The 12158-nt window shown below is 74.1% G+C and carries 10 protein-coding genes; 9 read left to right on the forward strand and 1 reads right to left on the reverse strand.

Annotation, left to right across the window (positions count from 1 at the left end):
- A partial coding sequence (locus E1265_RS24585; protein WP_132933187.1) for a regulator occupies nucleotides 1-2240 on the reverse strand: 2240 nt, incomplete at its 3' end.
- A gap of 252 nt (nucleotides 2241-2492) precedes the next feature.
- Here E1265_RS24585 and E1265_RS24590 point away from each other — a divergent pair.
- The 9 genes from E1265_RS24590 to aroB all read left to right on the forward strand — a co-directional run bounded on the left by E1265_RS24590 (nucleotide 2493) and on the right by aroB (nucleotide 12030).
- Nucleotides 2493-2918, forward strand: coding sequence for a DUF948 domain-containing protein (locus E1265_RS24590; RefSeq protein WP_132933188.1), 426 nt, complete (start codon nucleotides 2493-2495; stop codon nucleotides 2916-2918).
- Between the two features lie 7 nt (nucleotides 2919-2925).
- Nucleotides 2926-3270: a DUF6167 family protein gene (locus E1265_RS24595; RefSeq protein ID WP_132933189.1), complete on the forward strand. Its 345-nt coding sequence runs from the start codon at nucleotides 2926-2928 to the stop codon at nucleotides 3268-3270.
- The gene (gene alaS, locus E1265_RS24600; protein WP_132933190.1) at nucleotides 3257-5926 is read left to right on the forward strand and encodes an alanine--tRNA ligase; all 2670 of its coding nucleotides are present in this window, start codon (nucleotides 3257-3259) and stop codon (nucleotides 5924-5926) included. The genes E1265_RS24595 and alaS overlap by 14 nt, the downstream gene beginning before the upstream one ends.
- Complete coding sequence (ruvX, locus tag E1265_RS24605) at nucleotides 5926-6390, forward strand: Holliday junction resolvase RuvX (protein ID WP_132933191.1); 465 nt, start codon at nucleotides 5926-5928, stop codon at nucleotides 6388-6390. The genes alaS and ruvX overlap by 1 nt, the downstream gene beginning before the upstream one ends.
- Before the next feature lie 84 nt (nucleotides 6391-6474).
- Nucleotides 6475-8205 carry an endolytic transglycosylase MltG gene (gene mltG, locus E1265_RS24610; protein WP_132933192.1) on the forward strand — a complete coding sequence of 577 codons (1731 nt, stop codon included), beginning with the start codon at nucleotides 6475-6477 and terminating at the stop codon, nucleotides 8203-8205.
- Complete coding sequence (locus tag E1265_RS24615) at nucleotides 8205-9041, forward strand: shikimate dehydrogenase (RefSeq protein ID WP_132933193.1); 837 nt, start codon at nucleotides 8205-8207, stop codon at nucleotides 9039-9041. Before mltG ends, E1265_RS24615 begins: the two co-directional genes overlap by 1 nt.
- Before the next feature lie 183 nt (nucleotides 9042-9224).
- Nucleotides 9225-10409 (forward strand): chorismate synthase, encoded by a 1185-nt coding sequence (gene aroC / locus E1265_RS24620; protein ID WP_132933194.1) that lies wholly within the window; start codon nucleotides 9225-9227, stop codon nucleotides 10407-10409.
- Complete coding sequence (locus E1265_RS24625; protein ID WP_132933195.1) at nucleotides 10406-10933, forward strand: shikimate kinase; 528 nt, start codon at nucleotides 10406-10408, stop codon at nucleotides 10931-10933. The genes aroC and E1265_RS24625 overlap by 4 nt, the downstream gene beginning before the upstream one ends.
- The gene (gene aroB, locus E1265_RS24630) at nucleotides 10930-12030 is read left to right on the forward strand and encodes a 3-dehydroquinate synthase (protein ID WP_132933196.1); all 1101 of its coding nucleotides are present in this window, start codon (nucleotides 10930-10932) and stop codon (nucleotides 12028-12030) included. Before E1265_RS24625 ends, aroB begins: the two co-directional genes overlap by 4 nt.
- The last annotated feature ends 128 nt before the right edge of the window (nucleotides 12031-12158 follow it).

Below are 12158 nucleotides of genomic sequence, written 5' to 3' on the forward strand. Positions count from 1 at the left end.
TCCCCGCCCTCGGAGCGGGGAACCGCCGGCAGTGGCAGCCGGGCCGGGTGCTCGGCCAGCGAGGCCCGGCCCCGGCCGCCCGGCACCGCCGCACGGCGGCCCGCGGCGGCGCCGTGCCCGCCGAGCGCCCGCGACACCGCGGCGTCCGCGTCAAGCAGGCGGCCCTCGCGCAGGCACTGCTGGTACCGTGCGGGGCTCAACCGCTCCCGCACCTGGCGCTCGCAGATGACGTGCGCCGAGTTGAAGTAGTCAGAGCCGAACAGCGGCATCCCCACGGAGCGCCACAGCCGGGCGGCCGCGCCCTGCAGCACCGCCGCCTCCGCAACGTCGCCCTCCGTCGCCGTGATCCCCGCGAGCAGCTCGATGGCCAGCACCGTGTTGACCGGGTCCTGGAAGGCGTGCGAGATCCGCAGGGACTGCTCGACCAACTCCCTGGCCGGCAGCGTCTCGGCCCGCTGCCAGGCCGCGTACCCCAGGCCGTAGAGCGCGTAGGCCCTGGCCCAGTGCTCCCCGTGGTCCTCGCAGGCCTGCCGCACGTCCTCGTAGATCGCCAGGGCCCCCGCCAGGTCGCCCTGGAAGGCCACGACCATGGCCAGCTCACACCGGCCCATCAGCACGTTGCTGTTGAGCTCGCCGATCTCCTCGTAGCGGGACAGCGCCTCGCGGAACAGCTTCTCGGCCCGCGGCATCTCATCGCCGATCATCGCCACGCAGCCCGTCAGGTGCACGCTGTAGGCCACCGCCCGCGCGTTCCCGGTGCGCTCCGCGCCCTCGCGGCACTCGTGCAGCACCGTGAGCGCCGCCACCGTGTCGCCCTGGAGCACCGCCACGTAGCCGGCCACCCACAGCGCCTTGAGCCGGGTCTCCTCGTGGTCCGTCCCGGTCTCGAGCGCTCGGTGCAGCCAGTGCCTGCCCTCCGCGAGCCGGCCGCAGCCCACCCAGCAGAACCACAGGGTGGCCGCCAGGTAGAGACCGAACCTGCCGTCCTCCTCGTCGTCGAGCGCGAACTCCAGCGCGGCCCGCAGATTGGGCAGCTCGTCGTCGACGCGGGCCGCGACCTCCGCCTGCCGGGGGCTGAACCACTCGAGCTCGCACCAGGTGGCGAGGCCCGTGCACCAGTCCCGGTGCCTGCGGCGCAGCCGGCGCGCCTCGCCGCTGGCCGCCAGCCAGTCCTCGCCGTAGGCGCGCAGCGTGCCGAGCATCCGGTAGCGCACGCCGGAGGGCGCGTCCTCCCGGCTCACCACGGACTGCGTGACCAGCTCGGTCAGCACGTCGAGGACGTCCTCGGCCGGCAGGTCGGGGCCCGAGCAGACGTACTCGGCGGCCTCCAGGTCGAAGTGGCCGGCGAAGACCGAGAGGCGCGCCCACAGCAGCCGCTCGGGACCGCTGCACAGCTCATGGCTCCAGCCGACGGCGGTGCGCAGCGTCTGGTGGTGCGGCGGCGCCCCGCGCGCCCCTCCGACGAGCAGCCGGAAGCGGTCGTCGAGCCGGTGCAGGATCTGTACGAGCGAGAGCGTCCGCAGCCGGCCGGCGGCCAGCTCGAGCGCCAGTGGGATGCCGTCGAGCCGGTGGCAGAGCTCACCGACCAGCCGCGCGTTGGCCCCGTCCACCTCGAACTCGGGGAGCACTGCCGCGGCCCGCTCCGCGAACAGCTCGGCCGCCTCGTCGAGCGGCATCGGGTCGCCCTCCGCCTCCGGCGGCGCGGGGGCGCGGAGCGGGGCGAGCGGCACGAGGCGCTCGCCCGCCACCCCGAGCGGCCGCCTCGCCGCCGCGAGCACCCGCAGCCGGGGGGCTCGGCGCAGCAGCTCGTGCACCAGGGCGGCGGCGGGCTCGACGAGGTGGTCGTAGCCGTCGAGCACCAGCAGCAGGCGTCGGTCGGCCAGGTGCTCGGCGAGCACGGTGATCGGCGCCCGCCCCGAGTGGTCGGTGATCCCGAGCGCCTCGACGACGGCGTGTTCCATCAGCTCGGGATCGCGCACCACCCCGAGCTCCACCAGCCAGACGCCGTGCGGGAAGCGCTCTCCGGCCTCGCGGGCGGCCCGGAGCGCGAGACGGGACTTGCCGACGCCGCCCACGCCGGTCACGGTCACCAGCCGATGCCTGGCCAACTGTCGCTTCAACGTGTTCACTTCGGCGACGCGGCCGACGAAGGCCGTCAGTTCGGCGGGAAGGTTGCCTCCCGCGCGGCCGGTCCTGGGAGTCTCCCGAGCGGCAGGCTCGGGGCCCTGAAAGCCTGACATAACCACGCAGCGTACTTGCGGATATGCAGAACGTACAATCGCGCGTGCCGGCCCTTGGCAGAAGCGGGGTAATGCGGTAGGAGGCCGGCCGCCGGGCGCGATAGGGTCGTGCCTCGTCGCCGCACGATGGACACGGAATCTCTGTCCCGGGTGGGCGGCGGCCGGCGCGGACCGCGCCGCGCTCCCCGACGGGCTCGCGGCGCCGGCGTGTCGGATTCGTGCAGGGAACCCATCCGAGGGAAGCGGTGCGTCGTGTCCGGTGGCGAAGTGGCCGGCCTCCTGGTGGCCGTCTTCTGGGCGATCCTGGTGTCCTTCCTGGCCGTGGCGCTCTTCCGGCTCGCCCAGGCGCTGCGCGCGGCGACCGAGTTGGTGACCGCGGTGACCGAGCGGGCCGTCCCGCTGCTCGGCGAGGCCTCCACGACCGTCCGCTCGGCGCAGAGCCAGCTGGACCGCGTCGAGACCATCGCCACCGACGTCCAGGAGGTCGCGGCCAACGCCTCGGCCCTCTCCTCGACCGTGGCCGCCACGTTCGGCGGGCCGCTGGTCAAGGTCGCGGCCTTCGGCTACGGGGTGCGCCAGGCGCTCGCCCGGCGCGGCGGCACCCCGCCGCCCGCTCGGCGCACCGTTGTGCGCGGCCGGCCCGTCCCCGCGGCCAGGCGCCGCAAGCGAGAGGAGTGATCAGGCCATGTTCCGCCGAGCCTTCTGGTTCACCACGGGCGCAGCGGCGGGTGTCTGGGCCACCACCAAGGTCCAGCGCACCCTGCGCGGTCTGGCGCCCGACAGCCTCGCCGTCCGGGCCGCCGACCGCGCCGTCGCGGCCGGCCAGCGGGTCAGGGGCTTCGCGCTCGACGTGCGCGCCGGCATGGCGCAGCGCGAGCGGGAGCTCACCGAGGCCCTGGGCATCGAGCACGGTGAGACCGCCGTTCCCGGCCGCGCCCTCCCCCCGGCGGCGCACCGGGCCGAGCTCGGCCCGGTCACCCGAGACACGTCCCGAATTCCCGAAATGAGGACCACTGATGGAGTCGGCTGAAATCCGCCGCCGCTGGCTGAGCTTCTTCGAGAAGCGCGGGCACACCGTTGTCCCGTCGGCGTCGCTGATCGCGGACGATCCGACGCTGCTGCTGGTCAACGCGGGCATGGTGCCGTTCAAGCCGTACTTCCTCGGCGAGGCCACTCCGCCCTACCCGCGCGCCGTCAGCGTGCAGAAGTGCGTCCGCACGCCGGACATCGAGGAGGTCGGCAAGACCACCAGGCACGGCACCTTCTTCCAGATGTGCGGCAACTTCTCCTTCGGCGACTACTTCAAGGAAGGCGCCATCCGCTACGCCTGGGAGCTGATGACCAGTTCGGTCGCCGACGGCGGCTACGGTCTCGACCCCGAGCGGCTGTGGATCACCGTCTACGAGCAGGACGACGAGGCCGAGCGGATCTGGCGGGACGTCGTCGGCGTGCCGTCAGAGCGGATCCAGCGCCTCGGCATGGGCCCCAACTTCTGGTCCATGGGCGTGCCGGGCCCGTGCGGCCCCTGTTCCGAGATCAACTACGACCGCGGCCCCGAGTTCGGGCCCGAGGGCGGCCCCGCCGTCAACGACGAGCGGTACGTGGAGATCTGGAACCTGGTCTTCATGCAGTACGAGCGCGGTCCGGGCGAGGGCAAGGAGGACTTCCCGATCCTCGGCGACCTGCCGGCGCAGAACATCGACACCGGGCTCGGTCTCGAGCGCCTGGCGATGATCCTGCAGGGCGTCCACAACATGTACGAGACGGACACCCTGCGCGTCGTCATCGACAAGGCCGGCGAGCTCACCGGCGTCCGGTACGGCGCCGCCGAGGACTCCGACGTCTCGCTCCGGGTGGTCGCCGACCACCTGCGCACCTCCGCCATGCTCATCGGCGACGGCGTCACCCCGGGCAACGAGGGCCGCGGCTACGTGCTGCGGCGCATCATGCGCCGCGCCATCCGGAACATGCGGATCCTGGGCGCCGAGGGCCCGGTGGTCGCCGAGCTGCTCGACGTCGTGCTGAAGACGATGGGGCAGCAGTACCCGGAGCTGCTCACCGACCGCAAGCGCATCGAGACCGTGGCGCTCGCCGAGGAGGCGGCCTTCCTCAAGACGCTGAAGGCCGGCACCAACATCCTGGACACCGCCGTCACCGAGACCAGGGCCGCCGGCTCCTCGGTGCTGCCCGGGGACAAGGCGTTCCTGCTCCACGACACCTGGGGCTTCCCCATCGACCTCACCCTGGAGATGGCCGCCGAGCAGGGCCTCACCGTGGACGAGGCCGGCTTCCGCCGCCTGATGAAGGAGCAGCGGGACCGGGCCAAGGCCGACGCCAGGGCCAAGAAGACCGGCCACGCCGACCTCTCCGCCTACCGGCAGGTCGCCGACGCCGCCGGCGCTTCCGAGTTCATCGGCTACGCCCAGACCGCCGGTGAGGCCACGGTCGTCGGCCTCCTGGTGGACGGTGTCTCCTCGCCCGCCGCCGTCGAGGGCGACGACGTCGAGGTGGTGCTCGACCGCACCCCGTTCTACGCCGAGGGCGGCGGCCAGCTGGCCGACACCGGCCGGATCAGGCTGGACTCGGGCGCCGTGGTCGAGGTGCGCGACGTCCAGCAGCCGGTGCCCGGGGTGATCGTGCACAAGGGCGTGGTCCAGGTCGGCGAGGTCACCGTCGGCGCGGCCGCGCACAGCACCATCGACACCGCCAGGCGCCGCGCCATCGCCCGCGCCCACAGCGCCACCCACCTGACCCACCAGGCGCTGCGGGACGCGCTCGGCCCGACGGCCGCCCAGGCCGGCTCGGAGAACTCGCCGGGCCGCTTCCGCTTCGACTTCGGTTCGCCGACCGCCGTGCCCGGCACCGTGCTCGCCGACGTGGAGCAGAAGATCAACGAGGTGCTGGCCCGCGAACTCGACGTCACCGCCGAGGTGATGTCGATGGACGAGGCCAGGAAGCAGGGCGCCATCGCCGAGTTCGGTGAGAAGTACGGCGACCGGGTGCGGGTGGTCACCATCGGCGACTACTCCAAGGAGCTGTGTGGCGGCACCCACGTGCACAACACGGCCCAACTCGGCCTGGTCAAGCTGCTCGGCGAGTCCTCCATCGGCTCCGGCGTGCGCCGCGTCGAGGCCCTGGTCGGCGCCGACGCCTACCGGTTCCTGGCCCGCGAGCACACCGTCGTCTCGCAGTTGACCGAGCTGGTCAAGGGCCGGCCCGAGGAGCTGCCCGAGCGGATCGCCGGGATGCTCGGCCGGCTGCGGGAGGCCGAGAAGGAGATCGAGCGGTTCCGCGCCGAGAAGGTACTCGCGGCCGCCGGCGGCCTGGCCGCCGAGGCCCGCGACGTCGGCGGCGTGGCCCTGGCCAGCGGCCGGGTGCCGGACGGCACCACCGCCGACGACCTGCGCAGGCTCGTGCTCGACGTTCGCGGCCGCATCCCCGGCGACCGACCCGCCGTCGTGGCGCTGTTCACGGTGGTGAGCGGGCGGCCGCTCACCGTGGTGGCCACCAACGAGGCCGCGCGGGAGCGTGGCCTGAAGGCCGGCGACCTGGTGCGGGCCGCCGCGAAGGCGCTGGGCGGCGGCGGTGGCGGCAAGCCGGACGTGGCCCAGGGCGGTGGCCAGAACCCCGAGGCCGTGGCGGACGCGCTGGCCGCCGTCGAGCGGCTGGTCGCGGAAGCCGCCTGATGAGGCGTGGCCGGCGGCTCGCCGTCGACGTGGGCGAGGCCAGGATCGGGGTCGCCTCGTGCGACCCCGACGGGGTCCTCGCGACTCCGGTGGAGACCGTGCCGGGGCGCGATGTCCCAGCCGCGCAGCGGCGGCTGGCGGAGCTCGTCGCCGAGTACGAGCCGCTGGAGGTGATCGTCGGGCTGCCCCGCTCGCTGGCGGGCGGGGAGGGCCCGGCCGCCGCCCGGGTGCGGGCGTTCGCCCAGGAGACGGCGCGCCGGGTGGCCCCGGTGCCGGTGCGCCTGGTGGACGAACGGATGAGCACCGTCACGGCGGCGCGTGCCATGCGGGCCTCCGGGGTGTCGGCGAAGAAGGGCAGGTCGCGCATCGACCAGGCCGCGGCCGTGGTCATCCTGCAGAACGCGCTGGAGAGCGAGCGCTCCTCGGGGCGCCCGCCGGGGCAGTGCGTCGAAGTGGTTGTCTGATCGCGGTACGGTAACGTTCGCCACCGACAGGGCAGCCGTGGGTTCGGGGGATGCGGACTGCCGCCTCGCGTCACAAGGGGATCGATGACTGAGTATGGCCGGGGCTCCGGCTCTGAGCCGTGGTACCCCGAGGATCCGCTCTACGGGGATCAGGGCTGGTCCGGCGCCTATGACGCCGCGGGCGGCCAGCCCGCCCCGCAGGGCCACGGCACCTGGGACGAGTACGGCGGGCAGTACGGCGACCAGGGGCAGCACCCGCAGGGGCAGCAGCAACAGCCGTACTACCAGCAGGGTTACGACCACCAGCAGCAGTACGCGCAGCAGGGCGGCTGGGACAACTCCGGCCAGTACCACGCCGCCGACCCCTACGCGAACCAGCAGCAGGGGCACCAGCAGCACGGCCACCAGCCGGAGGGCGGCTACGGTGACGGCCAGTACCGGGGGCAGTACCAGGACCCGTACGCCGCGCAGCAGGGTTACGCGGCCCAGCCGCACGGCGGCCACGACCCGTACGCCCAGGGCGGTTACCCGGCGCGGGACGAGCAGTACGGCGGCGCGGGCCAGGACGGGTACCCCACCGCCCAGGGCGCCACGCCCCAGAACGCGGCCCAACCGGCCGGCGGCGACCGGGCGCCCCGGCGCGAGGACCCGGGCCCCGACCCGGAGACCGGCTGGGACCCGGGCCCCGACCAGGGCGAGGCCGACTTCTTCACCCGGCGCGACGACGAGGGCTGGTCGGACGCCGAGGACGACAAGCGCGCCCGGCGCGGCGACAAGCCCAAGAAGAAGCGGCGCGGTGGCGTCGGCTGCATGGTGGCCGGGGTGCTGGTGCTCGGCGCCCTCGGCGGCGTCGCCTACGTGGGCTACGGCATGTACCAGGACCGGTTCGGCCCGGCCCCCGACTTCGCCGGGGAGGGCACCGACGAGGTGCAGGTGACCATCCCCGAGGGCTCCACCATCTCCCGCATGGGCGTGATCCTGCGTGACGCCGGCGTGGTGGCGAGCGCCGACGCGTTCGTCGAGGCGGCGGGCGAGGACGGCCAGTCGCTCCAGCCGGGCGTCTACACGCTGCGCCTCGAGATGTCGGCGGCCTCGGCCATGGCGTTGATGCTCGACCCGGCCTCGCTCAGCACGTTCACCATCCCGGAGGGGCGGCGCGCCACCGAGATCTACGCGCTGATCGACGAGCGCCTCGGCCTGGAGGAGGGCACTACGGCGGAGGTGGCGGAGACCGCCGACCTGGGGCTGCCGGACTTCGCCGAGGGCGAGGCGGAGGGCTTCCTCTTCCCCACCCGCTACGACGTCGGCGAGGACACCACGCCGGAGGACCTGTTGCGGGCCATGGTCGACCGGGCCGAGGCCGAGTTCGCCGAGATCGACCTGGAGGGCCAGGCCGAGGATGTCGGCCGCACGCCTCGCGAGATCCTCATCGTCGCCTCGCTCATCGAGGCCGAGGGGCAGACGGAGGAGGAGTTCGGCAAGGTCTCGCGGGTGATCTACAACCGTCTCGAGCAGGACATGATGCTCCAGTTCGACTCGACCATCAACTACGCCATGGGGCGCTCCACCCTCGACACCTCGCTGGCCGACACCGAGTTCGACTCGCCCTACAACACCTACCGGGAGCTCGGGCTGCCGCCAGGACCCATCGCCAACCCGGGCCACGACGCGATCGAGGCCGCGCTCAACCCGACCGAGGGCCCCTGGCTCTACTTCGTGACGGTCACCGAGGGCGACACCCGCTTCACCGACGACTTCGCAGAACACGAGCGGAACGTCGAGGAGTTCAACGCCGCCAACCAGGGGGACGGCTGATGGCACCGCGTTCGACCGCCCGTCGGGCCGCCGTCCTTGGCTCGCCCATCGCGCACTCGCTCTCGCCGGCGCTGCACGCCGCCGGCTACGCGGCCTGCGGCCTGGACGACTGGAGCTACGGCCGGTTCGAGGTGGACGAGCGCCGACTCGCCACCTTCCTTGACGGGTTGGGACCCGAGTGGGCCGGCCTCTCGCTGACCATGCCGCTCAAGCGCGCCGTCATCCCGCTGCTCGACGAGGTGAGCCCGACGGCCGCCGCCGTCGACGCCGTCAACACCGTCGTGTTCACGGCGGACGGCCGGCGCGCCGGCGAGAACACCGACATCCCCGGGCTGCTCGCCGCCCTGCGCGAGCGGGGCGTCGACCGGGTCGAGCGGGCGGCCGTGCTCGGCGCCGGTGCTACGGCCTCCTCCGCGCTCGCCGCGCTCGCCCAGTTCTGCGACGGCGAGGTCACCGCCTACGTGCGCGGCCCCGAGCGCGCCGCCGAGATGCGGGCGCTCGGCGAGCGGCTCGGGCTGCCGGTGCTCGTCGCCGACTGGGCCGAGGCGCACCGCGGCCTCGACGCGCCGCTGGTGATCGCCACCACCCCGGCGGGCGCGGCCGACGCGCTGGCCGACGCAGTGCCGACGGCCCCCGGCACCCTCTTCGACGTGCTGTACGAGCCCTGGCCGACGCGGCTCGCCGCCGCCTGGTCGGCGCGCGGGGGCCGGGTGCTCGGCGGGCTCGACCTGCTGGTGCACCAGGCCGTGCTGCAGTTCGAGCTGATGACCGGCGTGGCCCCGGGGCCGCTCAAGGAGATGCGGGCGGCCGGCGAGGTGGCGCTCGCCGCCGGCTGAGGAAGGCCGCCCGACAGCCGGCCGCCGGGATTCGCCGGGATTAGGTCGGCACCGGGACTTAATCGCCCGCGCTGTGCGTCTCGGGGTTCAGACAGCTCGGGACCGGTCGCGCCGGCATGGCAGGATCGGGGGTGCCGGCCCGGCAGGGCCGGCGGTGAGATCGAGGAGTCCGAAGGAGCACCGTTGAGCAGGCTGCGCTGGCTGACGGCGGGAGAGTCGCACGGTCCGGCACTGGTGGCGACGTTGGAGGGGCTGCCCTCCGGCGTGCCGGTCACCACCGACATGGTGGCGGACGCGCTGGCGCGCCGCAGGCTCGGCTACGGCCGCGGGGCCCGGATGAAGTTCGAGCGCGACGAGGTCACCTTCCTCGGCGGCGTGCGCCACGGCCGCACCCTGGGATCCCCGGTGGCGATCATGGTCGGCAACACCGAGTGGCCCAAGTGGGAGAAGGTCATGGCGGCCGACCCGGTGGACCCCGAGGAGCTTGCCGACAGCGGCCGCAACGCCCCGCTCACCCGTCCACGGCCGGGCCACGCCGACCTCGCCGGCATGCAGAAGTACGGCTTCGACGAGGCGCGGCCGGTGCTCGAGCGCGCCTCGGCCCGGGAGACCGCGGCCCGGGTGGCCCTCGGCACGGTGGCCCGCTCCTACCTGAAGGAGACCGCCGGCATCGAGATCGTCTCGCACGTGGTCGAGCTCGGCGCCGCCCGCGCCCCCAAGGGCTCGCTGCCCGAGCCCGGCGACACCGCCCGTCTCGACGCCGACCCGGTGCGCTGCCTGGACGCCGACGCGAGCAAGGCGATGGTCGCCGAGATCGACCAGGCGCACAAGGACGGCGACACCCTGGGCGGAGTGGTCGAGGTGCTGGCCTACGGCGTGCCGGTGGGTCTCGGCTCGCACGTCCACTGGGACCGCCGGCTCGACGCGCGTCTCGCCGCGGCCCTCATGGGGATCCAGGCCATCAAGGGCGTCGAGCTCGGTGACGGCTTCGACCTCGCCCGCGTCCCCGGATCCAAGGCCCACGACGAGATCGTGCGGACCCCCGACGGCATCCGCCGCTCCTCCGGCCGCTCCGGCGGCACCGAGGGCGGGCTCAGCACCGGCGAGGTGCTGCGGGTGCGTGCCGCGATGAAGCCCATCGCCACCGTGCCGCGCGCCCTGGCCACCGTCGACGTCACCACGGGCGAGCCGGCGAAGGCCCACCACCAGCGCTCCGACGTGTGCGCGGTGCCGGCGGCCGGGATCGTCGCCGAGGCCATGGTGGCGCTGGTCCTGGCGGACGCGGTGGCCGAGAAGTTCGGCGGCGACAGCGTCCGGGAGACCCGGCGCAACGTCGAGGGCTTCCTGACCAACCTGGAGATCAGGTGAGCGCCGGAGCGGCGGGTCCCCGGGTGGTGCTGGTCGGCCCGCCGGGCTCGGGCAAGTCCACCATCGGCGCGCTCCTCGCCCAGCGGCTCGGCGTCGCCGCCCGCGACACGGACGCCGACGTCGAACGGGAGGCGGGCAAGCCCATCGCCGACATCTTCGTCGAGGACGGCGAGCAGCGGTTCCGCGCGCTGGAGGCGGCGGCCGTGCGCGAGGCGCTCGCCGAGCACGACGGCGTGCTGTCGCTGGGCGGCGGCGCCATCCTCGACCCCGCCACCCGCGCCCTGCTCGCCGGCCGGCCGGTGATCTTCCTCGACGTCTCGCTCGGCGAGGCCATGAAGCGGGTGGGCCTGGACACCGCCCGCCCGCTGCTCGCCGTCAACCCGAGGCAGCGGTGGCGCACCCTGATGGAGGAGCGCCGGCCGCTGTACACGGAGGTGGCCAGGGCGGTCGTGGAGACCGCCGACCGCACGCCCGAGGAGGTCGCCCAGGCGGTCCTCGACGTATTGGAGCTCACGACAGCATGACTCTCCCAGCCGACGCCCCCACCAGGATCACGGTGGGCGCCACCTCCGGCTACGCCCCCTACGACGTGCTGATCGGCCGCCAACTGCTCGGCGAGCTGCCGGGGTTGATAGGCAAGGACGCCCGTAGGGTCGCGGTGCTGCACCCCGAGGCCCTGGCCGAGACGGGCGAGGTGCTCCGCCAGGACCTGGCGGACCAGGGGTACGAGGCCATCGCGATCCAACTCCCCAACGCCGAGGAGGCCAAGAGCGCCGAGGTCGCCGCCTACTGCTGGACGGCGCTCGGTCAGACTGGCTTCACCCGGTCCGACGTGATCGTCGGGGTCGGCGGCGGCGCCACCACCGACCTCGCCGGCTTCGTCGCCGCGACCTGGCTTCGCGGGGTGCGGTGGATCGCGGTCCCCACCACCGTGCTCGGCATGGTGGACGCGGCGGTCGGCGGCAAGACGGGGATCAACACCGCCGAGGGCAAGAACCTGGTGGGCGCCTTCCACCCGCCGGCCGGCGTGCTGTGCGACCTGGCCGCGCTCGACTCGCTGCCGGTGCACGACTACGTCTCGGGCCTGGCCGAGGTCATCAAGGCCGGCTTCATCGCCGACCCGGCCATCCTGGATCTCGTGGAGGCCGACCCGGAGGCGGCCCGGACGCCGGCGGGCCCGCACACGGCGGAGCTGATCGAGCGCTCCATCAGGGTCAAGGCGGAGGTGGTGGCCAGCGACCTGAAGGAGTCGGGGCTGCGGGAGATCCTCAACTACGGCCACACGCTGGCGCACGCCATCGAGAAGAACGAGCGCTACGCCTGGCGGCACGGCGCCGCGGTCGCGGTCGGCATGGTCTTCGCGGCCGAACTCGGTCGCATCGCGGGCCGGCTCGACGACGCCACGGCGGACCGCCACCGCGCGGTCCTCTCCTCGGTCGGCCTGCCGGTCACCTACCGCGGCGACCAGTGGCCCAGGCTGCTTGAGACGATGCGGATCGACAAGAAGTCGCGTGGCGACCGCCTCCGCTTCATCGTCCTCGACGGCCTGGCCCGACCGGCGGTACTGGAGAGCCCCGACCCCGCCATGCTTCTCGCGGCCCACGCCGAGATCGCCGCCTGACGGCCCCCGGCCCCAGGGGGCTCGCGCCTGCCTGCCCCACGCGCCGCGGCCGGCCGGCTTGCGGCGCCCGGCACTGGCCGCACCGGCCTCGCGGGCAGGTCGCGCTCGCCGGGCGGCAGCCCACAGAG

Source organism: Streptomyces sp. 8K308 (assembly GCF_004348315.1).
GTDB lineage: Bacteria > Actinomycetota > Actinomycetes > Streptomycetales > Streptomycetaceae > Streptomyces.

Coding starts and splice junctions, on each gene's coding strand:
- mltG (WP_132933192.1), top strand. CDS start 6,475: ATGACTGAGTATGGCCGGGGCTCCGGCTCTGAGCCGTGGTACCCCGAG.
- alaS (WP_132933190.1), top strand. CDS start 3,257: ATGGAGTCGGCTGAAATCCGCCGCCGCTGGCTGAGCTTCTTCGAGAAG.
- ruvX (WP_132933191.1), top strand. CDS start 5,926: ATGAGGCGTGGCCGGCGGCTCGCCGTCGACGTGGGCGAGGCCAGGATC.
- E1265_RS24615 (WP_132933193.1), top strand. CDS start 8,205: ATGGCACCGCGTTCGACCGCCCGTCGGGCCGCCGTCCTTGGCTCGCCC.
- E1265_RS24595 (WP_132933189.1), top strand. CDS start 2,926: ATGTTCCGCCGAGCCTTCTGGTTCACCACGGGCGCAGCGGCGGGTGTC.
- aroB (WP_132933196.1), top strand. CDS start 10,930: ATGACTCTCCCAGCCGACGCCCCCACCAGGATCACGGTGGGCGCCACC.